Below are 19,517 nucleotides of genomic sequence, written 5' to 3' on the forward strand. Positions count from 1 at the left end.
GCCGGCGGGACTCTACAAGTCCGGCAAAGCGGTTTAGACTGCACCAAACAAACGAGGTCCGGGCAGGGCTTGCATGAGTAATTCAGGTCGCAGGAAACCGCCACTCGTGGCAGACAGGCGCTATCGGAAACCCGCTCGAAAACCGGCGCGAAAATCCGCACCGAAGAAGCGGCGGGGATCGCGGAAACCGCGAAATCCGCTGATCCGTTTCATGAAAGCCGTCGTGGCGTGGGCGCTGCGGCTGATCTGGGCGATCGGCTGGCGTTTCACGGCGGTCGTTTCATTGATTCTCGCGCTTGCCACCGGCTATACTTACGCGAAGTTGCCCGACATTTCCGAAGTTCTCGACGGGCGCGCGCGCGGATCGGTGACCCTGCTGGATGTCAAGGGCGATGTCTTTGCCTGGCGGGGGGATCAGTTTGGCGGGGTCGTTACGGCCGGAACCGTCTCGCCCTATCTGCGCGATGCTGTTGTCGCCACGGAGGACAGGCGATTCTACCTGCATCCCGGCATTGATCCGATCGGCATTGCCAGTGCGGTGAGGATCAACCTTGGCGAGGGTCGTGGCCCTCTGACCGGGCACGGTGGATCCACGATCACCCAGCAGACGGCGAAGTTGATGTGCCTTGGTGTCGCCTATGACGAGGCACAATGGGACAGCGAGGCCGACTATGTTGCCGATTGCCGCCGCACGACCCTCTGGCGCAAGGCCAAGGAGGCCGTCTATGCGCTGGCGATGGAAGTCAAGTACACCAAGAACGAAATTCTGTCGATCTATCTCAACCGTGCCTACATGGGGGCCGGAGCCTATGGTGCCGAGGCCGCCGCACAGCGCTATTTCGGCAAGAATGCGGCTGAGTTGAACGCGCAGGAAAGCGCGGTCCTCGCGGGGCTTCTGACCGCGCCATCGCGGCTTGCCCCGACAACGGATCTCGAACGGTCCAGGGACCGGGCCGAGACGGTGCTGCGGCTGATGACCGAACAGGGGTATCTGACCGAGGCCGAGGCCCGGGCGGCCCGTAGTGACCCTGCGACCCTGTCCGAGGCGGCCGAGGCGCAGGCGGGCGGATATTTCGCCGACTGGGTCATGGCATCGGGACCGGAATTCTTTACCCGCGACACCACCGAGGACGTCATCATCCGCACCACCCTCGATCAGCGCATACAGAGTGCCGCCGAAGACGCCTTGAAAACGGTTTTTGCCGAAAAGGTCGACGAAGACTCCGGGGCACAGGCGGCGATCGTGATAATGTCGGCGGACGGGGCGGTGCGTGGCATGGTCGGCGGTCGTGACACGACTGTCGCCGGGGGATTCAACCGGGCCACGCAGGCCCGTCGTCAGACCGGGTCGGCCTTCAAGCCCTTCGTCTACGCGACGGCGCTGGAACTGGGATACGACCATGCCTCGACGGTGGTGGACGAACCCTACTGCCAGGACATTCCGGGCTCCGGCCGTTGGTGCCCCGAGAATTACGGGAAAAGGCACTATGGCCGTGTGACACTGACCGAGGCTCTTCGCAAATCGCTCAATATCCCGGCTGTGAAGGTCTCCGAAAGCGTGGGTCGGGATCTGGTGCGCAGGGTCGCGAATGAATTCGGGATCGAAAGCGACCTGGCGGATGGACCGGCATTGGCGCTTGGCGCGTCCGAGAGCACCCTTCTGGAAATGACCGGAGCTTATGCCGGGATCCTCAATGGCGGATCCTCTGTCACACCCTACGGGCTGGTCGAGTTGCGCCTGCTTGGCGAGGAGACCCCCCTGGTGGGGACAAGCGGCGGCATCGGAGAGCGGGTGATCCGCGAGGATGCGGCACGCGAGCTCATCTACATGATGCACCGGGTTGTCACGGATGGAACCGGCACGCGCGCCACCCTTCCCGAGTGGGAGGCAGCTGGCAAGACAGGGACAACCCAGGCGGCGCGGGATGCCTGGTTCCTGGGCTTCACGGCGGATTACGTGGCCGGGGTATGGATGGGATATGACGACAACACCCCCCTGACCGCCGTGACCGGCGGTGGCCTGCCGGCCGAAATATGGCGCGAAACGATGCTGCGGGTGAACGAGGGCCTTCCGGTGCGCCCGCTGCCGATGCTGCGGCCCGCGGAAAGGCCGACCGCCGATCCCGAACCCCTGCGCCGACCTGATCCGCGCGAACGTGCAACGCCGGTTGGCGACCTGATCCGGCGTCTGCTGGGGGGGGATTGACCGGGTTCAGCCGGCCATGCGCAGATCCCGGATCAGCTTGTCAACATTGCCGAGGTTGCGATCCAGCATGGCCCCGATTTCGGTGCGTTCGGTAAGCCGCAGGCTGATACCCTCGATCAGCATGTCGAAAAAAAGGTTCTGGCCCGACCGGTCCGATACCAGGAATCTTACTTCGAACGGCGCTTCGCCCTTCAGGTAGACTGTCGTCGAGACCTCATGCCATGACTTGACCTGGTTGACCGTTTTCACCTCGACGCGGCCGCCGACGAATTCACGGAACCGCTTGCCATACTTGCGCGCGATATAGCTTCGGAACGCATCGGTGTAAGCGCGCATCTGTGCGCTGCTCAAGCCACGCGCATCAGCGCCGAGGGTCGATCGCGCGATAATGTTCACATCCGCGTATCTGCGAAAGATACGTTCGAAATCCGAGATCATGCCTCTTAGCGATTTGCCCGAAGAAATCACCCCGTTGATATCGCTTACCACGCGCTCCACGAGCGCCTTGGCCTGAGAATTATTCAGGGCAAGAGCCGGTCCGCTGGCAGCAATTGACCCGATTGCCGCCGTGCCCGAAAGGATCGCGGTGCGGCGTGATATTTCCTGCGGCATTTCATTCGCCATGGCGGACCCTCCTACGGATCGCTGAATTGCATGTCGTAGGGATCAACATAATCTTCCTCGGTGCTTCTGCCCAGACGGAAGCCCCTGTTCTGCAGATAGACACTTCGTGATGCGGCATAGCTGTCGGCGCTCTCGTAAAGGATCGAGTTGATCGTTTCGGCATAACGGCCGCGTTTGCCAATGCCGTCAAGAACCGATATCCCCGTGCTGTAGTACCTTTCCGGCGTTGGCAGTGCGTATCCGAGTGGATCCGTGAAAAGATCCACGATCCGGCCCGTGGCCGCCCTTTCGGTCGATGGCCCCAGCACCGGCAGTTCCAGGTAGGCACCTTGCGGAACGCCCCAGACATCCAGCGTTTCGCCGAAATCCGTGCCGGTGCCGCTTGGCATTCCCATCTCTGTCGCCGGATCGAAGAAGCCACCCAACCCCACGGTCGTGTTGACGAGGAAACGGTACGTATCTTCTGTCGCACCTTTCATGTTGCCCTGCAGGACGCCGTTGACGATAGCCTGCGGCATCGAGAGGTTTTCGGCGAACCGACCGATCGCGGTGCGGATGTCCACAGGTATGGCGCCGGCGTAACCTTCGCTGGCCGGTTTGAGAAGGGCCTTGTCCAGCTTGCGATTGAACGCATGAGTTTTCCGGTTTCCCACCTCGTAGGGATCGAAGACCTGCCCGGGCGGCAGGGGTGAGTCGGGTGTGGTGCACCCTGCCACCAGTGCCAGGGTCAGTGCGGCGAGTGCGCGGCGCGGGAATCGCAGGGCTGCAGGCAGTCTGAGCATGTTAAATCGAAACTTCCGACATCAATTTTCAAGGCCTTCATTTAACCTGAACGACCACGCGGGAAACAGGCCTGCAAACGGTTGTGATCCGGGCGTGGCACAATGGTAACGTCGCAGACGTTTTTTCGCAGCCCGCAGGGTTACATGCGGGCGGTGCCACGGACAAGAGAAGTACCCTGACACATTGATGTCGCCCGGGTCGGACAAGGCACCGGTTGCGTTACCCCCGCCGGTTCCAATAAGCGGCAAGCTTCATGTCACTGAAATATCCCGCCCGGAAGGGCAGGACCATTGCGCCGGTTCTTTTTGATTTTCATCGGTCCGAACGGCCGCTAGCGTTCGGCTCAGGTGAAGCAGGAAACCAGGGAGACAAGCGGATGAGCGGATTCGAGGGAAAACTGGCCGAAATGGGCGTGCAATTGCCGGACGCGCCCGCCCCGGCAGCGAATTACGTGCCCTATGTGCAGGTGGGTGACACGCTTTACGTGTCCGGCCAGATATCCAAGGACGGCGACCGTTTGATCACCGGCAAGCTGGGTGATGACATGGATACCGCGGGCGGGGCCGAGGCCGCCAAACTGTGCGCAATCGCGCTTCTGGCGCAGGTCAAGGCAGCCTGCGATGGAGATCTCGACCGGCTTTCGCAGGTGGTCAAGCTGACCGGATTCGTCAACTCCACCCCCGGTTTCACCGAGCAGCCGCAGGTGATCAACGGCGCGTCGGATTTCATCGGCGCGGCCCTTGGCGCCGCCGGGCGGCATTCGCGTTCAGCGGTTTCGGCCGCGTCGCTTCCCTTTGGTGTCGCAGTCGAGATCGAAGGGATATTCCGCATCCGATGACGGCACTGCCCGCCGCATTCTGTCATGTGCCGCTGGCACATCGCGCATTGCATGATGCGCGGGCGCGGCGCCCCGAGAATTCCCGTGCAGCGATCGAGGCGGCCATTGCCGCAGGATATGGTGTCGAAATTGATCTTCAGGCCTCTGCGGACGGGGTTGCGATGGTCTTTCACGATGCGGCTCTCGACCGTCTGACCGGAGAGACCGGCCCGGTGCAGGGGCGGGAGGCGGCAGCGCTGGGCAAAATACCTCTCAAGGATGGTGACGGCGAGGGCATCCCGAGTTTCCAGGAGGTGCTGACACTGGTCGCGGGAAGGGTGCCGCTGCTGGTGGAATTGAAGGATCAGCACGGCGCAATGGGGGAGACTGATGGCCAGCTGGAAAGAGCGGCCGTCGCCACCGCGGCCGGTTATCGCGGTCCTATCGCCATGATGTCGTTCAATCCGCATATGGTCATCCGGCTCGCGTCGCTTGCGCCGGGGCTTCCACGCGGCCTGACCACCTGCGCGTGGCGGCGCGCGAACTGGCCGCGCCTGTCCGGGCGAACGCGGCGCCATTTGCGGGATATCCCCGATTTCGAGGCTTCGGACGCGTGTTTCATCAGTCATGAAGCGGGTGATCTGGATCGGCGCAGGGTGTTGCAGCTTCGCGCTGCCGGTGTGCCGGTCCTGTGCTGGACCGTCCGTTCCCCGCGCGCCGAAATTCGGGCGCGTCGCGTTGCCTGCAATATAACTTTCGAAGGGTATCAGCCGGCAATCCCGCCTTGAACCCGGCGTTTGCGGCAACAGATTAGGCTCAAGGCAGCAGGCGGACCGGCAACATGACGCAGCAGCAACAGATCACGGTCGAAACCCATGACAGCCTGTCGCGCATATCCGCGGCAGAATGGGATTCCTGCGCCTGCCCCGAAGCCGCAGAGGGCGGGCGCCCGGAAGATCCGTTCACGACGCACCGGTTTCTGAAGGCCCTGGAGGACAGCGGATCGGTCGGACCGGGCACCGGGTGGCAGCCGCAATACCTGACTGCGCGGATTGATGAAACGCTGATCGGTTGTGCGCCGGTCTACGTCAAATCCCACAGTCAGGGCGAGTACATATTCGATCACAACTGGGCCCATGCCTATGAACGTGCCGGTGGCCGTTATTACCCCAAGCTTCAGATCGCTGTGCCGTTCACGCCCGTCACGGGCCGGCGCCTTCTGACACGCCCGGGCCTGGAACAGACGGGGCGTGCCGCGCTGCTGCAAGGGGGGGTGCAGATTGCCGAACAGAACCGGCTTTCGTCGGTTCATGCGACCTTCTGCACCGAAGCCGAGGCCGAGGCGGGCGCCGGGATGGGCCTCATGCCGCGCCTTACCCAGCAATACCATTGGGAAAACCGCGATTACGAGAATTTTGGCGCGTTCCTGTCTGATCTGTCCTCGCGCAAGCGCAAGACGATCCGCAAGGAACGCACCCGCGCACAAGATTTCGGAGGACAGATTCGCGCGCTGACGGGGGCACAGATCGAACCGCGCCATTGGGACGCCATGTGGGCCTTCTATCAGGATACGGGCGCCCGCAAATGGGGCATGCCCTATCTGACCCGTGCCTTCTTCGACATCGCCGCCGATTGCCTGGCCGACGACGTGCTGATGGTCGTGGCAGAACGTGACGGGAGCGTCGTGGCCGGGGCGCTAAACCTGGTCGGGGCCTCGGCGCTTTTTGGCCGCTACTGGGGCTGCGCCGAGGATCACCCCTGCCTGCATTTCGAGCTGTGTTATTATCAAGCCATCGAGCATGCCATCGAAAACGGATTGTCCCGGGTCGAGGCCGGGGCGCAGGGCGAACACAAGCTGGCGCGCGGATACCTTCCCGTCAGCACCCACTCCCTGCATTGGATGGCCGACCCCGGCTTTTCCGATGCCGTCGCCCGATATCTGACCGCCGAGCGTGATGCCGTGGAAGAGGATATCGAAATCCTGACCGGTTACGGACCGTTCAGAAAACCCCAAGTGGAGGATCACCAGTGACAGAACGCCTTAGCGACACCGCCCGCAAGACCACGCTCGCACCGCTTCTCGAAAATGGCTGGACAATGGACGAAAGCCGGGATGCGATCTCCAAGACCTTCAAGTTTCCGGATTTCACCGAAGCCTTCGGATTCATGACCCGGTGCGCCATCTGGGCGGAGAAGTGGAATCACCATCCCGAGTGGTCGAATGTCTACAATCGTGTCGACGTCACCCTGACCACCCATGACGTGGATGGACTTAGCGCACTGGACGCCAAACTGGCCCGCAAGATGGACACGCTCGCAGACTGAAGCCGCAGGGCCGGAATTCGTACCGGCCGAGGCCGGCCTCAGATTTCGCTCAGCAGGGCTTCGCCGGCCGACACCTCGCAGGCGCCGGGATTTTCCTCGACATGCAGCCGTGTGACCTTGCCGTCTTCGACCAGCATCGCGTAACGCTTCGACCGCGCAAGCAGGCCGGCAGGCGGGGCGGTGAAATCCATGCCGATGGCCTCGGTGAATGTGCTTTCGGGATCGCCCAGCATGGTGAGTCCGGCCGCATCGGCACCTGTCGCCTCACCCCAGGCGCCCATGACGAAAGGGTCGTTCACGGATACGCAGATGATCTCGTCAACGCCCTTGTCCGCGAAGTCCCCGGCGGTGCGCACGAAGCTCGGAACATGGGCGGAATGGCATGTCGGCGTGAAGGCGCCGGGCACCGCGAAGATCACCACCTTCCGGCCGGCGGTCCTTTCGGCCAATTCCACGCTCTCGGGGCCGTCATCGCCCATCCGCATCAGAGCTGCATCCGGAAGTTTGTCGCCGGTGGTAATGGTCATTGTCGTTCCCTGCCTATCCATTGCGTTGCATTGGCAGGTAGATATAGGTTCGGTTTGCCGCGTGGCCAGATCCTTTTAAACCGCCGCGGTCATGATGGAGGCGCATGTGGAAAGAATTGTCGTGGTCGGCGCAGGGCAGGCCGGTGCGTCACTGGTGGCGAAATTGCGAACCGGTGGCTTTACGGGGACCATAACACTCATCGGTGAAGAACCTGTGCCGCCCTACCAGCGGCCGCCGCTGAGCAAGAAGTACCTGTTGGGTGAAATGGCGTTGGAACGACTCTTCCTGCGGCCGGAGAGTTATTATGCCGACAATCGCATCGACCTGCATCTGAATGAGACCGTGACAGCGATCGACCGTGCCGACCGGCAGGTGATCGCCGGTGGCCGGGCGATCCCGTATGACGCACTTGTACTGACCACCGGGTCGGTGCCGCGCCGCCTGCCGGGTGCGATTGGCGGTGAATTCGCGGGCGTGCACGTGGTGCGCGATCTGCGCGACGTCGATACGATGGCCCCGGAATTCGAAGAGGGCCGGCATGTTCTCATTGTCGGGGGTGGCTATATCGGGCTGGAAGCGGCGGCGGTGGCGGCGAGCAGGGGGCTGAAGGTTACACTGGTGGAGATGGCTGACCGCATCCTGCAACGTGTCGCGGCGCCCGAAACCTCGGATTACTTTCGCAGGCTGCACCGGGACCATGGCGTCGATATACGGGAAGGGGTCGGTCTGGAGCACCTGACCGAAACAGGCGGCCGTGTGAAGGGCGCGATTCTGTCCGACGGGTCCGAACTTTCCGTGGATTTCGTCATCGTGGGTGTCGGTATCACACCGGCCACCGAACTGGCCGCCACGGCGGGGCTTGAAATCGAGAATGGTATTCGGACGGATTCCATGGGGCGCACCAGTGATCCGGCGATCTGGGCGGCGGGGGATTGTGCGTCCTTTCCCTTCGGGGCAGAGCGGCTCCGGCTGGAAAGCGTGCCCAATGCCATCGACATGGCCGAATGCGTGGCCGAAAACATCCTTGGTGCCGGAAAGGATTACGTGCCGCAGCCGTGGTTCTGGTCTGATCAATATGACGTCAAGTTGCAGATCGCCGGCCTTGGTAACGGCTATGACCTCGTCGTTACCAGACAGGGGGACGGCGCGGGCCATGTTTCGTTCTGGTACTACAGGGGCAATGAGCTGTTGGCGGTAGATGCGATGAATGAACCGCGTGCCTACATGGTTGGCAAGCGCCTGATCGACGCCGGGAAATCCCCCGATCCCGAGGTCGTGGCGAACCCGGGCACGGACCTCAAGGCGTTGCTGAAGGCGTGAGGATCATTGCCGGTGACTTCCGCGGCCGTCGTCTGGCCGGGCTGGGCAAGGGCGATGCGGGCGCCCAGCTTCGACCGACCTCCGACAGGGTGCGCGAAAGCCTGTTCAATGTTCTGGCCGGACTTGACGATGTCAGGATGGACGGCGCGCGCGTGCTGGACGTTTTTGCGGGAACCGGCGCTTTGGGGCTCGAGGCTCTGTCGCGCGGGGCCGCGCAGGCCCTTTTCATAGAGAACGGCCGCACCGCTCTGGCGCTCCTGCAGCGCAACATCGCGCTTTGCGGCGCGGAGGAAGCCTGCCGGATCCTGCGCCGCGATGCCCGGCACCCCGGCGCCCCGCCCGGGCCGCCGCATGACCTGTTGTTTCTGGACCCGCCCTATGGCAAGGGCATGGGAGAGGTGGCGCTGGCGGCGCTGTTCAAAGGTGGTTGGCTCGCGGGCGGCGCCACCGTCATCTGGGAGGAGGGTGCCGAGATCCACCCCCCCGACTGGCTGCACCTCCTCGGATCACGCCGCTACGGGGAGACCTGCATCAACCTTTTGCGCCTTGCCGGGGATTGACACCCCGCCGTCGGAAGCGCGGCTCAGTACTCGACCTGCTTGCCCTCGAAGACGTCGAACTGCTCCAGATCCCCGCCGTTCACGAAGGCATAACCGTCATTGGTCATGACGATCGTGTAAGGTGTCCAACCGGTGGAGCGCCACCAGCTTTCGTATTCATCGGTCTCGGCGTTCGTGCGCCACTTGCCCTCATCGGGTTCACCGCCCTCGGGAATGTAGACGGTGAAATCACCCTCGCCGTAGTACTGCGTGTAGGTTGAGCCCGACCAGGTCCCCATCACCGTGTTGCCAGCGAGCAGATCCTCGATCTGGGCGGCGGTCATCTGAACCGCGACGGCATCCTTGTCCTCGCCGGCCATTGCCATGCCCGGTGCCGTTACCATAATTGCGCCTGCCATGATGATGGCGGAAAAAACCCTGCGATTGATCATGTCTTCCTCCCCTTGTGCAGCGGGAAAGGTCGCACACAAAGGGCGCAAGGTTGAAGACTCATGCCCCGTCATCACGGAGAGGTGAGAAAGCCGTGATCAGGATTGCCCGGAAATCGTTGACATTTGTGAGTGTCGGACCGGTTACAACCTGATCTCCGATGGCCGCAAAAAAACCGTGAGCGTCGTTCCTGGCCAACGCCCCTGCCGCATCGCGGGCCGCCCGGACGCCGCGGGAAAGTGTGTCCGGCCCGATGACCGCGCCGGCAACTTCGGCTGCGCCATCGACACCATCCGTATCGCAGGCGATGGCATGGATGCCCGGCGTGCCGTCAAGAGCCAGTGCCAGAGCCAGCGCATATTCCGCGTTGGGTCCCCCCACGCCGTCACCGCGGCGCGTGACCGTTAGCTCGCCGCCGGAAAGCAGAACCACCGGCGCGGCATGGGGCCTCAGCGTGGCCTGCACCCTGCATGCCAGCCCTGCATGTTCCCGTGCCACGTCCCGGGCCTCTCCCTCCAGCGCGTCGCCGAGGATTCGTGCTTCGCATCCTTCGGCCTCGGCAAGGTCGGCCGCGGCGGCCAGCGATTGCGAAGGCGCGGCGCAAATCACGTTCTCGACCCGGCCAAGGCGCACGTCATCCGGGGCAAGCGGATCGCCTCCCGCGCGCAGGAAGGCATCGACCGAGGCAGGTGGCCTGACATTCCACCGCCTGAGAGCTTCCAGCGCCTGCGCGGCATTACCGTCGTCGCCCACCGTGGGGCCGCTGGCGATTTCGCCGGGATCGTCTCCCGGAACGTCCGAAATGAGCAGCGCCCGCATCCGCGCCGGATAAGCTGCGGCCGCCAGCTTTCCGCCCTTGACCGCCGAGATCCGCTTGCGGATGGCGTTGATCTCGGCGATCGGTGCGCCGCTGGCCAGAAGTGCATCCGTGAGTGCCCGCTTCTCCTCCAGAGAGATGTCGCCCGCCGGGGCGGTCAGCAGGGCAGAACCACCGCCCGAGATCAGTGCCAGGACCATGTCGCTTTCTCCCAGTCCTTCCAGCAGTCCCAGCATCCGCGCCGTCGCCCTTTGACCCGCGGCGTCCGGCACCGGATGCGCGGCCTCCGCGATCTCGACACCAATACAGGGCCGGCCATGACCGTAGCGCGTGATCACCAGCCCTTCGCAGGGGCCGTATACAGCTTCCGCGGCTTCGGCCATGCGCGCGGATGCCTTTCCGGCGCCGACAATCACCAGCCGCCCTTCGGGACGCGGAGGCAGCGCGCGGTGAAGGCTTTGCATGGGGTCAGCCACTTGGACTGCCCGGTCGAACAGACCGCGCAGCAGACTCTGAGGATCTGTCATCGGCGCCTCATCAAAATCCGTGTTTATACCAGACTAGACCGAGCCAAGACCGGGGGACAGCCCATTCGCGGCATATCGGACGACACTTGCGCGCCCCGGCGCCAGCTTGACAAAACCGGGGCGGCACGCGACAGACGCGCCATGTTCATGACGCTTGCACAAGTGGCCCTTGGAGGGGCGATCGGCGCTTCGGCGCGGTATCTCGCCTCGGTGGGGTCTATGCGCCTGATCGGGCCGGGGTTTCCATGGGCCACACTCGGGGTAAACATCCTCGGATCGTTCCTCATGGGGGTCATCGTGGTCGTGCTCGCTCATCGCGACGGCACGCGCCTCGGGCCGTTCCTTCTGACTGGGGTGCTGGGCGGGTTCACAACCTTTTCCGCTTTCTCGCTGGATGCGCTAACACTGTGGGAGCGTGGCCAGACCGTGATTGCCGCGGCGTATGTGGCGGCATCCGTAGGCTTTTCGCTGATGGGGATCGTGCTGGGTATGGCCGTGGCGCGGTTCACCTTGTCATGACGTCTGTTCAAACCATGACAGTGGCGCCAGAAGACGCTGGTCAAAGGCTTGACCGCTGGCTCCGGCGACAGTTTCCGCATGTCCAGCAAGGCCGGATCGAAAGGATGTGCCGAAAGGGCGAACTCCGGGTCGATGGTGGCAGGGTCAAGGCCGGAACGCGGCTTGCGCATGGGCAGCAGGTGCGGGTGCCGCCGTTGCCGGATACGGCGAACACGCGCACCGCGGTGCGACAGAAAATCGATGAAGCGGACAGCGCGATGATCCGTGATGCCGTGATCTACCGGGATGATCAGGTCATTGCCATCAACAAGCCGCCGGGCCTTGCCGTGCAGGGCGGATCAGGACAGACGCGTCATGTCGATGGTCTGTCCGAGGCGTTGCGCTTCGGGCTGGAGGAAAAGCCGCGCCTTGTCCACCGGCTGGACAAGGACACGTCGGGTGTTCTGATCATGGCGCGCACGCGGGCGGTCGCAGCGGCGCTGACCGCCGCATTCCGCAGTCGCACGACCCGCAAGATCTACTGGGCGGCAGTGGCAGGTGTTCCCGCGCCCCGTACCGGCACGATTCGTTACGGCCTTGTGAAGGCACCGGGCCATGGTGCGAAAGGTGAAGGCGAGAAAATGCATTGCGTACATCCCGATGACGTGGACCGAACGCAGGGCGCGCGGCATGCGATCACCGATTTCACGGTCCTCGAGGCCGCGGCCAGCCGGTGTGCATGGATGGCCCTGGTCCCTGTTACGGGCCGCACCCATCAGCTGCGCGCGCACATGGCCGAGATCGGTCATCCGATCATCGGAGACGGGAAATACGGCGGGTCCGGTCAGGAAAATCCCGGTGATGGCTGGGGGGCCCAACTGGGCGGCGAATTGAGCCGCAAACTGCACCTGCATGCGCGTTCACTCACCATTCGGCACCCGGTGACGGGTGCGCAGCTTGTGCTTGTCGCGCCACTTCCGGCGCATATGTCCCGGACCTGGGACGTCTTTCAATGGCAACCCGGTGACGTGCCGGACGATCCCTTCTCCAAGATCTTCTGACCGGCGGTGTCGATCATCGGGACGCGCGCAGACGTGTCTGCGCGCGGAAAAGCACAAAAACTCACGCGGGGGCGAAACAACAATGAGTGAATGGTCACTGAAACGGTTTTGGAAATCCGCGGGCGTCGCGGATTGTGACCCGGGATACCGGATCGAACTGGATGGCCGCCCGGTACATACTCCGGCCAAGGCGCCACTGGTCGTGCCGACCCGACCGCTGGCCGAGGCCATCGCCGGGGAGTGGGACGCTCAGCAAGAGCGCGTCGATCCTAACGTCATGCCTCTGACCCGGGCTGCGAATGCCGCGATCGACAAAGTGTGGCACCAGCATTCAGAAGTCGCTGACATGATCGCCGCTTATGGCGATGCCGATCTTTTGTGCTATCGCGCCGACTCGCCGGAAGGGTTGGTCGCGCGCCAATGCGCGGCCTGGGACCCGTTGCTGGAATGGGCCGCCGATCATCTTGGCGCAAGGTTGCGGCCGGTGAACGGCGTCATGCATGTTCCCCAGGATCCTGTTGCGCTTGGCGCGATGTCCGGGCGGGTGCACGATCTGGATTCCTTTGCACTGACCGCCATGCATGACCTTGTGTCGATGTCTGGCTCGTTGGTGATCGGATTCGCGGCAATCCACGGGCAAAGCCGGCCGGAAGAGCTTTGGAACGCCTCGCGCATCGACGAGACCTGGCAGGAGGAACTTTGGGGAACGGATGCCGAGGCGGCTACGACAACGGCGCGGAAACGGGCCGCATTCCTGCAGGCGCACCGGGTCTACGCCTTGTCACGCGGTTGATCACCGTCCGTCTTGTGGGGCATCATTTTTCGTGATCTGCACTTGACCTTGACGAATGAATCCGCCCAAACTCAGGCTCGCTGAGGGGGATTGCCCCTTCAAAACCCGACCGGCCTTAACCGGCCGCACGAACCGTCCTGTGCAATCGGACGGGCAATCAGGAAGAGGTAAAGATGAAAAAATCCGTATTTCTTGGCGCGCTGACAGTCGCCGGGCTTGCCGCAAGCGGTGCCGCCGCTGCCACGCTTGACGACATCAAGGCGCGGGGCACCCTCAACTGTGGCGTTACCACCGGTCTCGTCGGTTTTGCGGCGCCCGATGCCAATGGCGTTTGGGAAGGCTTCGATGTCGCGGTCTGCCGCGCCGTTGCCGCAGCCGTTCTCGGTGATGCAACCGCTGTTGAATTCGTACCGACAACCGGCAAGACGCGTTTCACGGCGCTCGCTTCGGGCGAGGTGGACATGCTGGCACGCAACACCACGTGGACGCTGACGCGCGATGTCGACCTCAAGAACGAGTTCGTCGGCATCAACTATTATGACGGTCAGGGCTTCATGATCCCCAAGTCGCTTGGTGTGACCTCGGCCAAGGAGCTGAACGGCGCCACTGTCTGTATCCAGACCGGCACCACGACCGAGCTCAACCTCGCGGATTTCTTCCGCGCCAATGACATGGAATACGAGCCGGTTCCGATCGAGACCAATGCCGAGGCGCAGCAGCAGTACCTTGCCGGTGCCTGTGACGTCTACACGACGGACTCGTCGGGCCTCGCCGCCACGCGCGCAACGTTCGAGACCCCCAGCGATCACGTGATCCTGCCCGAGATCGTTTCGAAGGAGCCGCTTGGCCCGCTGGTACGCCACGGGGACCAGGAATGGGGCGATATCGTGCGCTGGACGCTCAATGCCCTGATCGCGGCCGAAGAGTTGGGCATCACCTCGGCCAATATCGAGGAGCTGGCCAAGGGCACCGATCGCCCCGAGGTCAACCGCATACTCGGCAGCGAAGGCACCATGGGTGAGATGCTGGGCCTCGACTCCGAGTGGGCCAAGCGCGCCATCATGGCGGGCGGCAACTACGGTGAACTCTTCGCCAAGCACATTGGCGAGGAAACCCCCGTCGGCCTGGCACGCGGGCTCAATGCACAGTGGAAAGACGGTGGCCTGATGTACGCGCCGCCGTTCCGCTGATCGGCTGAAGACAGGGGCGCAGGCCAAGGCCTGCGCCCTTTTTTGATCAAGACCAAACCAGAATGATCGGCCCACGGCGTTCAGCCGCGAAAAAACAAACCGGGCCGACAGACGGGGAACATCCCAGATGACAACAGATACCGACCCTCCCAAGGAGTCGTTCCGGCTGTCCATGCTCATCTATGACACCCGGTATCGTTCCACGACGATACAGGTGGTGGCGCTGATGGCCTTCATGCTGGCCGCGGCGTGGCTGATCAACAACACGATGCAGAACCTGGCCGCGCTCGGGAAGCCGGTTGAATTTGGCTTCTTTTCGGAACCGTCGAGCTACGACATCAACCAGCACATCCTGGAATACGACAGCCGGGATTCGCACCTGCGCGCCTCGTTCATCGGGCTTTTGAACACGCTCATCGTCGCTGTTCTGGGGTGCGCCACGGCAACCATCGTGGGGGTTCTGGTGGGTGTCCTGCGGCTTAGCAAGAACTGGCTGGTGGCCAAGATCATGGCCGTCTATGTCGAGATGTTCCGCAATGTTCCGGTCCTTTTGTGGATCGTGCTCGCGATGGCGATCCTGATCGAAAGCTTGCCACGACCATCGGCGTTCCGGGGTGACAATCCCGATGCAACGCTCAAGCTCTTTGACAGTGTGGCCTTCACAAATCGCGGGTTCTATATTCCCGAGCCGCTTTTCTCGCGCTCCCTGGGCGATATCCATCTGTTCGGACAATCCAGCCTGCGCATGGATGTTTCGTTGGACCTGCTGGCCTTCGTGCTTGTTCTCGGCCTGTCGATCTTCGCGGCGCGCAAGGTTACGGCGCGGGCCGACGCGATCCAGAACGCGACGGGTGAACGGCCAACCACATGGTACATAAATCTCGGGATAATCGTCCTTCCGACGCTTGGATTGCTGATCGCAATGGGATTTCATGTTGGCAATCCCGAGCTCACGGGGTTCAACTTTCAGGGCGGCATACACATGCGCAATTCCCTGATCGCACTCTGGTTGTCACTGTCGCTTTACACGGCTGCATTCGTTGCCGAGATCGTGCGCGCCGGTATTCTCGCCGTGAGCCACGGTCAGACAGAGGCCGCAGCGGCCCTCGGGCTGCGTCCCAACCGGGTCATGAACCTGGTGGTGCTGCCGCAGGCCCTGCGGGTGATCGTCCCGCCGCTGATCTCTCAATATCTCAACCTGACCAAGAACTCGTCCCTGGCGATCGCGGTGGGGTACATGGACATCACGGGTACCCTTGGCGGCATCACCATGAACCAGACCGGGCGGGAGCTTGAATGCGTCCTGCTGCTGATGCTGGTCTATCTGACGATCTCGTTGGTCATCTCGTCGATCATGAACTGGTACAACAATCGTGTGAAACTGGTGGAGCGGTAGGATGAGCGATACACATGCAGAAACCGTCTCCTATGTGCGCGAGACGATGCTCCCCGAACAGGAGCCTCCGGTCACCGAAACGGGTGTCATCGGCTGGATGCGGGAAAACCTCTTTTCGGGCTGGCTGAACACGATCCTGACCCTGCTGTCGATCGGGTTCGTGTACTATGTCCTTTCGGGGCTCCTTCCTTGGGTTTTCCAATCGGTCTGGAACGCCGAATCGCTGGACGAATGCCGCCAGATCATGAAGGCGACATGGGGCGAAACCCATGGGCACGCGTGCTGGGCGGTCATCAAGGACCGGTGGCTTCAGCTGCTTTACGGTTTCTATCCACCCTATCCCTTCGCTCCGGATGCGACGGTGGATGCCCCGCCACCCGAAGCCATGTTGCCGGCCTATTTCCGGCCCAACCTGACCTTCGTATTGCTGTTCATCGCGCTTGCGCCGGTGCTTTTCGACAGGGCGCCGCGCAAACTTCTGATCGTGACCGCGATCTACCCGTTCCTGATGCCCTGGCTGATGTGGGGCGGGTCGCTGTGGTTCCCTCTCGGCATCGCGGCCGGCTTCGTCATTCTCTACCTGGTCATTTCGATGGGTCAGGTGCGGCTGGGCTCGTTGCTGGCGGTCATCGCCGGCGTGATCGCGGCCCTGCTGTGGTGGAGCGTGATCATGGGCTATGTCACCGCCGGTCTGGATCAGGTCGTTCCGATCAGTCTGCCGAGTGTCGAAAGCCGGCAGTTCGGGGGTTTTATGCTGGCGCTTCTGCTCGGTGTCGTGGCGATCGGGCTGTCGCTGCCGATCGGGGTCCTGCTGGCGCTCGGTCGTCAATCCGACCTCTTCATCGTCAAGTCGCTCTGCGTGGGGTTCATCGAACTCATCCGCGGCGTGCCGCTGATCACGCTTCTTTTTGTCGCGTCGGTGCTGTTGAACTACTTCATGCCGCCGGGCACGAATTTCGACATCATCATGCGGGTGATGATCATGGTCACCGTCTTCGCCTCGGCCTACATCGCCGAGGTGGTGCGCGGTGGCCTCGCGGCGTTGCCGAAGGGTCAGTACGAGGGCGCCGACAGCCTGGGCCTTGATTACTGGCAGGCGCAGCGGCTGATCATCATGCCGCAGGCCCTGAAGATCTCGATCCCCGGCATCGTGTCCACCTTCATCGGCGTCTTCAAGGACACCACCCTGGTGTCGATCATCGGTCTGCTTGATCCGATCGGCCTGAGCCAGGGTATCCGCGCCAACCAGGAATGGAACGGCATCTACTGGGAGCTTTTCGCCTTCATCGCGCTGCTGTTCTTCATCTTCTGCTTCAGCATGTCCCGTTATTCAATGTGGCTGGAGCGAAAGCTTCAGACCGGCCACAATTAAGAAAGGATTCCGGCAATGTCCGATCTGGCTCTCGAACGCGATGTAGACCGCTCAAAAATGCAGGTGAGCGACAAGGTCGCCATCGAAATAGACGGCATGAACAAGTGGTTCGGTGCCTTCCACGTGCTGCGTGACATCAACCTGACGGTTCATGAAGGCGAAAGGATCGTGATTGCGGGTCCGTCCGGCTCTGGCAAGTCCACCCTTATCCGCTGTCTCAACGCGCTGGAGGAGCATCAGCAGGGCCGGATTGTCGTGGATGGTACCGAGCTTTCGAACGACGTGAAGAACATCGACAAGATCCGCTCGGAAGTGGGCATGGTTTTCCAGCACTTCAACCTGTTTCCCCATCTGACGATCCTCGAAAACTGCACCCTGGCGCCGATCTGGGTTCGCAAGACACCGCGCAAGGAAGCGATGGAAACCGCGATGCACTTTCTTGAAAAGGTCAAGATTCCGGAACAGGCCGACAAGTATCCCGGCCAGCTTTCGGGTGGCCAGCAGCAACGGGTGGCGATCGCGCGGTCGCTTTGCATGAAGCCGCGGATCATGCTTTTTGACGAACCCACATCGGCGCTGGACCCCGAAATGATCAAGGAAGTTCTCGACACCATGATCGAGCTGGCCGAGGAAGGCATGACCATGCTCTGCGTCACCCACGAGATGGGTTTTGCGCGGCAGGTCGCCAACCGGGTGATTTTCATGGATCAGGGGCAGATCGTCGAACAGAACGAGCCCGAGGAGTTTTTCAACAACCCCAAATCGGAACGTACCAAGCTGTTCCTGAGCCAGATCCTCGGCCACTGATCGCCCGGTTGTCCGAAGTCACCCGCCGCAAAACCGGGGTGGAAAACCGCCACCGACCTGATTCTGGCGCATATCACCGGCTTGTGGCACTATACAGGCAAGCGCGAACAGGTCAGTCAGTCGTAGCTGCGCTGATCCTCTATGACCTTGCCGTCGTTGGGCAGGCTGCCCTTGGCCACGATCTCGATCCGGCCCTTCATCTTCAACGCTTCGGCCACGGATCCGGCGAACGCGTCGGCGTTGCCGTCTTCGGCCTCGATCTTCACGGTCATCACGTCCATTTCGCCCTCGCGGCTGGCTATGACCCGGGCGCGCGAAATCTCGGCATGACGCGATACCAGCGCCGCCACCTGTTCGGGCCGCACGAACATGCCCTTGATTTTCGTCGTTTGGTCGGCCCGGCCCATCCAGCCCTTGATGCGCAGGTTGGTGCGGCCACAGGGGCTTGTCCCCTCCATTGACGCGCTCAGATCGCCGGTTGCGAAACGGATCAGCGGGTAGTCGGGATTGAGGGTTGTCACAACGACCTCTCCCACCTCGCCCGGCGCTACCGGCTCGCCCGTGCCGGGGGTCACGATCTCGACGATAACGCCCTCGTCCACGACAAGGCCTTCCTGAGCATCGGACTCATACGCGATGTTGCCCAGATCGGCCGTGGCGTAGCATTGCAGGCACGCGATGCCCCGATCGGCATACTCGCTCCGCAGCGAAGGAAACAGGGCACCGCCACCGACGGCAGCTTTCGAAATCGAAAGGGACAGGCCCATCTCGTCTGCCTTGTCCAGAATGACCTTCAGGTAATCCGGGGTGCCGGCATAGGCGGTCACGCCGATATCGGCAGCCGCCCGTGCCTGAAGCTCACTCTGTCCGGTTCCGGCTGGCACCACCGCGGCGCCGACGGCGCGTGCCCCGTTCTCGAAAATCATTCCCGCCGGTGTCAGGTGATACCCGAAGCAATTTTGCACGATGTTGCCGCGACCGATGCCGCAAGCGTGCAGGAACCGGCCCATGCGCCACCAGTCCCGGCTGCCGCCACCGGGTTCGTAAATTGGCCCGGGGGATTGGAAGATGTGGGTGAAATCCGCGGCATTCCGTGTGGTCAGACCGCCGAAGGGTGACTCCGCGGTCTGCGCCCGCCCCAGATCCGCTTTGCGCAGAACAGGCAGCGCGGCAAGATCACCAACGCTCCGGACCGTCGCGGCATCAACATGTGCGAGTGACATCTCGTATCCGGGCAGTCCCTTTGCCCGGGCGATCTGCTTCGGCAATGCGTCTGCTATTGCCTTTTCCCGATCTTCGGGACTGCGCGTTTCCAGGTCGTCGTAAAATTGGGTCATGTTTACACCGATATTCCGTCGCGGGGGGCGCGACAGCTTGACAGATTGAAGGCGCACGGAGTCGCGGCTAGACGATTGCATACAAAAGTATACAGATCAGCAACGCCCCATCCCGAGGACGCCCGAG

At 62.5% G+C, this 19,517-nt stretch carries 20 protein-coding genes; 14 read left to right on the top strand and 6 right to left on the bottom strand.

Features of this window, described 5'->3' with window-relative positions:
* Positions 1-73 precede the first annotated feature (73 nt).
* Entirely contained in the window at positions 74-2,206 is a 2,133-nt protein-coding gene (locus DQW77_RS03855) for a transglycosylase domain-containing protein (protein ID WP_113256878.1), read from the top strand.
* Positions 2,207-2,212: 6 nt separating this feature from the next.
* On the opposite strand, the gene DQW77_RS03860 is transcribed toward DQW77_RS03855, so the two are convergent.
* The gene (locus tag DQW77_RS03860; RefSeq protein ID WP_258523660.1) at positions 2,213-2,830 is read right to left on the bottom strand and encodes a phospholipid-binding protein MlaC; all 618 of its coding nucleotides are present in this window, start codon (positions 2,828-2,830) and stop codon (positions 2,213-2,215) included.
* Positions 2,831-2,841: 11 nt separating this feature from the next.
* Positions 2,842-3,612: a VacJ family lipoprotein gene (locus DQW77_RS03865; protein WP_113256879.1), complete on the bottom strand. Its 771-nt coding sequence runs from the start codon at positions 3,610-3,612 to the stop codon at positions 2,842-2,844.
* A gap of 377 nt (positions 3,613-3,989) precedes the next feature.
* On the opposite strand from DQW77_RS03865, the gene DQW77_RS03870 reads away from it, so the two are divergent.
* The 4 genes from DQW77_RS03870 to DQW77_RS03885 are packed head-to-tail and all read left to right on the top strand — an operon-like array spanning position 3,990 to position 6,755.
* Positions 3,990-4,451: a RidA family protein gene (locus tag DQW77_RS03870; RefSeq protein WP_113257000.1), complete on the top strand. Its 462-nt coding sequence runs from the start codon at positions 3,990-3,992 to the stop codon at positions 4,449-4,451.
* The gene (locus DQW77_RS03875; protein WP_113256880.1) at positions 4,448-5,218 is read left to right on the top strand and encodes a glycerophosphodiester phosphodiesterase family protein; all 771 of its coding nucleotides are present in this window, start codon (positions 4,448-4,450) and stop codon (positions 5,216-5,218) included. The genes DQW77_RS03870 and DQW77_RS03875 overlap by 4 nt, the downstream gene beginning before the upstream one ends.
* A gap of 53 nt (positions 5,219-5,271) precedes the next feature.
* The gene (locus DQW77_RS03880) at positions 5,272-6,462 is read left to right on the top strand and encodes a GNAT family N-acetyltransferase (protein ID WP_113256881.1); all 1,191 of its coding nucleotides are present in this window, start codon (positions 5,272-5,274) and stop codon (positions 6,460-6,462) included.
* Complete coding sequence (locus DQW77_RS03885; protein WP_113256882.1) at positions 6,459-6,755, top strand: 4a-hydroxytetrahydrobiopterin dehydratase; 297 nt, start codon at positions 6,459-6,461, stop codon at positions 6,753-6,755. The genes DQW77_RS03880 and DQW77_RS03885 overlap by 4 nt, the downstream gene beginning before the upstream one ends.
* Before the next feature lie 38 nt (positions 6,756-6,793).
* Here DQW77_RS03885 and DQW77_RS03890 read toward each other — a convergent pair whose 3' ends face one another.
* Positions 6,794-7,282: a peroxiredoxin gene (locus tag DQW77_RS03890; protein WP_113256883.1), complete on the bottom strand. Its 489-nt coding sequence runs from the start codon at positions 7,280-7,282 to the stop codon at positions 6,794-6,796.
* A 106-nt stretch (positions 7,283-7,388) separates the two neighbouring features.
* Between DQW77_RS03890 and DQW77_RS03895 the strand changes: the two genes are divergently transcribed.
* Together DQW77_RS03895 and rsmD are read left to right on the top strand one after the other, a co-directional pair.
* Complete coding sequence (locus tag DQW77_RS03895) at positions 7,389-8,603, top strand: NAD(P)/FAD-dependent oxidoreductase (protein WP_113257001.1); 1,215 nt, start codon at positions 7,389-7,391, stop codon at positions 8,601-8,603.
* Positions 8,600-9,163, top strand: coding sequence for a 16S rRNA (guanine(966)-N(2))-methyltransferase RsmD (gene rsmD, locus DQW77_RS03900; protein ID WP_113256884.1), 564 nt, complete (start codon positions 8,600-8,602; stop codon positions 9,161-9,163). The genes DQW77_RS03895 and rsmD overlap by 4 nt, the downstream gene beginning before the upstream one ends.
* A gap of 23 nt (positions 9,164-9,186) precedes the next feature.
* Here rsmD and DQW77_RS03905 read toward each other — a convergent pair whose 3' ends face one another.
* Positions 9,187-9,594 carry a hypothetical protein gene (locus DQW77_RS03905; protein WP_113256885.1) on the bottom strand — a complete coding sequence of 136 codons (408 nt, stop codon included), beginning with the start codon at positions 9,592-9,594 and terminating at the stop codon, positions 9,187-9,189.
* A gap of 58 nt (positions 9,595-9,652) precedes the next feature.
* The gene (locus DQW77_RS03910; RefSeq protein WP_113256886.1) at positions 9,653-10,936 is read right to left on the bottom strand and encodes a glycerate kinase; all 1,284 of its coding nucleotides are present in this window, start codon (positions 10,934-10,936) and stop codon (positions 9,653-9,655) included.
* Between the two features lie 141 nt (positions 10,937-11,077).
* On the opposite strand from DQW77_RS03910, the gene crcB reads away from it, so the two are divergent.
* The 7 genes from crcB to DQW77_RS03945 all read left to right on the top strand — a co-directional run bounded on the left by crcB (position 11,078) and on the right by DQW77_RS03945 (position 18,053).
* Complete coding sequence (gene crcB / locus DQW77_RS03915; protein ID WP_113256887.1) at positions 11,078-11,455, top strand: fluoride efflux transporter CrcB; 378 nt, start codon at positions 11,078-11,080, stop codon at positions 11,453-11,455.
* Entirely contained in the window at positions 11,452-12,495 is a 1,044-nt protein-coding gene (locus DQW77_RS03920) for an RluA family pseudouridine synthase (RefSeq protein WP_113256888.1), read from the top strand. Before crcB ends, DQW77_RS03920 begins: the two co-directional genes overlap by 4 nt.
* A gap of 82 nt (positions 12,496-12,577) precedes the next feature.
* The gene (locus tag DQW77_RS03925; RefSeq protein ID WP_113256889.1) at positions 12,578-13,288 is read left to right on the top strand and encodes an ATP12 family chaperone protein; all 711 of its coding nucleotides are present in this window, start codon (positions 12,578-12,580) and stop codon (positions 13,286-13,288) included.
* A 173-nt stretch (positions 13,289-13,461) separates the two neighbouring features.
* Positions 13,462-14,478 (top strand): amino acid ABC transporter substrate-binding protein, encoded by a 1,017-nt coding sequence (locus DQW77_RS03930; RefSeq protein WP_113256890.1) that lies wholly within the window; start codon positions 13,462-13,464, stop codon positions 14,476-14,478.
* Positions 14,479-14,605: 127 nt separating this feature from the next.
* A complete protein-coding gene (locus DQW77_RS03935; protein WP_113256891.1) occupies positions 14,606-15,874 on the top strand; it encodes an amino acid ABC transporter permease in 1,269 nt (422 codons plus the stop codon).
* Position 15,875: 1 nt separating this feature from the next.
* Positions 15,876-17,246, top strand: coding sequence for an amino acid ABC transporter permease (locus tag DQW77_RS03940; protein ID WP_113256892.1), 1,371 nt, complete (start codon positions 15,876-15,878; stop codon positions 17,244-17,246).
* Between the two features lie 15 nt (positions 17,247-17,261).
* Positions 17,262-18,053 carry an amino acid ABC transporter ATP-binding protein gene (locus DQW77_RS03945; protein ID WP_113256893.1) on the top strand — a complete coding sequence of 264 codons (792 nt, stop codon included), beginning with the start codon at positions 17,262-17,264 and terminating at the stop codon, positions 18,051-18,053.
* 116 nt (positions 18,054-18,169) lie between these two features.
* Here the strand turns inward: DQW77_RS03945 and DQW77_RS03950 are convergent, their stop codons facing one another.
* Complete coding sequence (locus tag DQW77_RS03950; protein WP_113256894.1) at positions 18,170-19,390, bottom strand: phenylacetate--CoA ligase family protein; 1,221 nt, start codon at positions 19,388-19,390, stop codon at positions 18,170-18,172.
* Positions 19,391-19,517: the final 127 nt, after the last annotated feature.

It is taken from the genome of Roseovarius sp. TE539 (assembly GCF_003298505.1).
Classification (GTDB): Bacteria; Pseudomonadota; Alphaproteobacteria; order Rhodobacterales; family Rhodobacteraceae; genus Roseovarius.

Bases quoted from the DNA above. Each gene is read 5' to 3' on its own strand.
- DQW77_RS03855 (WP_113256878.1), top strand. From the start codon at position 74: ATGAGTAATTCAGGTCGCAGGAAACCGCCACTCGTGGCAGACAGGCGC.
- DQW77_RS03860 (WP_258523660.1), bottom strand. From the start codon at position 2,830: ATGGCGAATGAAATGCCGCAGGAAATATCACGCCGCACCGCGATCCTT.
- DQW77_RS03865 (WP_113256879.1), bottom strand. From the start codon at position 3,612: ATGCTCAGACTGCCTGCAGCCCTGCGATTCCCGCGCCGCGCACTCGCC.
- DQW77_RS03870 (WP_113257000.1), top strand. From the start codon at position 3,990: ATGAGCGGATTCGAGGGAAAACTGGCCGAAATGGGCGTGCAATTGCCG.
- DQW77_RS03875 (WP_113256880.1), top strand. From the start codon at position 4,448: ATGACGGCACTGCCCGCCGCATTCTGTCATGTGCCGCTGGCACATCGC.
- DQW77_RS03880 (WP_113256881.1), top strand. From the start codon at position 5,272: ATGACGCAGCAGCAACAGATCACGGTCGAAACCCATGACAGCCTGTCG.
- DQW77_RS03890 (WP_113256883.1), bottom strand. From the start codon at position 7,282: ATGACCATTACCACCGGCGACAAACTTCCGGATGCAGCTCTGATGCGG.
- DQW77_RS03905 (WP_113256885.1), bottom strand. From the start codon at position 9,594: ATGATCAATCGCAGGGTTTTTTCCGCCATCATCATGGCAGGCGCAATT.
- DQW77_RS03910 (WP_113256886.1), bottom strand. From the start codon at position 10,936: ATGACAGATCCTCAGAGTCTGCTGCGCGGTCTGTTCGACCGGGCAGTC.
- crcB (WP_113256887.1), top strand. From the start codon at position 11,078: ATGTTCATGACGCTTGCACAAGTGGCCCTTGGAGGGGCGATCGGCGCT.
- DQW77_RS03920 (WP_113256888.1), top strand. From the start codon at position 11,452: ATGACGTCTGTTCAAACCATGACAGTGGCGCCAGAAGACGCTGGTCAA.
- DQW77_RS03925 (WP_113256889.1), top strand. From the start codon at position 12,578: ATGAGTGAATGGTCACTGAAACGGTTTTGGAAATCCGCGGGCGTCGCG.
- DQW77_RS03930 (WP_113256890.1), top strand. From the start codon at position 13,462: ATGAAAAAATCCGTATTTCTTGGCGCGCTGACAGTCGCCGGGCTTGCC.
- DQW77_RS03935 (WP_113256891.1), top strand. From the start codon at position 14,606: ATGACAACAGATACCGACCCTCCCAAGGAGTCGTTCCGGCTGTCCATG.
- DQW77_RS03940 (WP_113256892.1), top strand. From the start codon at position 15,876: ATGAGCGATACACATGCAGAAACCGTCTCCTATGTGCGCGAGACGATG.
- DQW77_RS03945 (WP_113256893.1), top strand. From the start codon at position 17,262: ATGTCCGATCTGGCTCTCGAACGCGATGTAGACCGCTCAAAAATGCAG.
- DQW77_RS03950 (WP_113256894.1), bottom strand. From the start codon at position 19,390: ATGACCCAATTTTACGACGACCTGGAAACGCGCAGTCCCGAAGATCGG.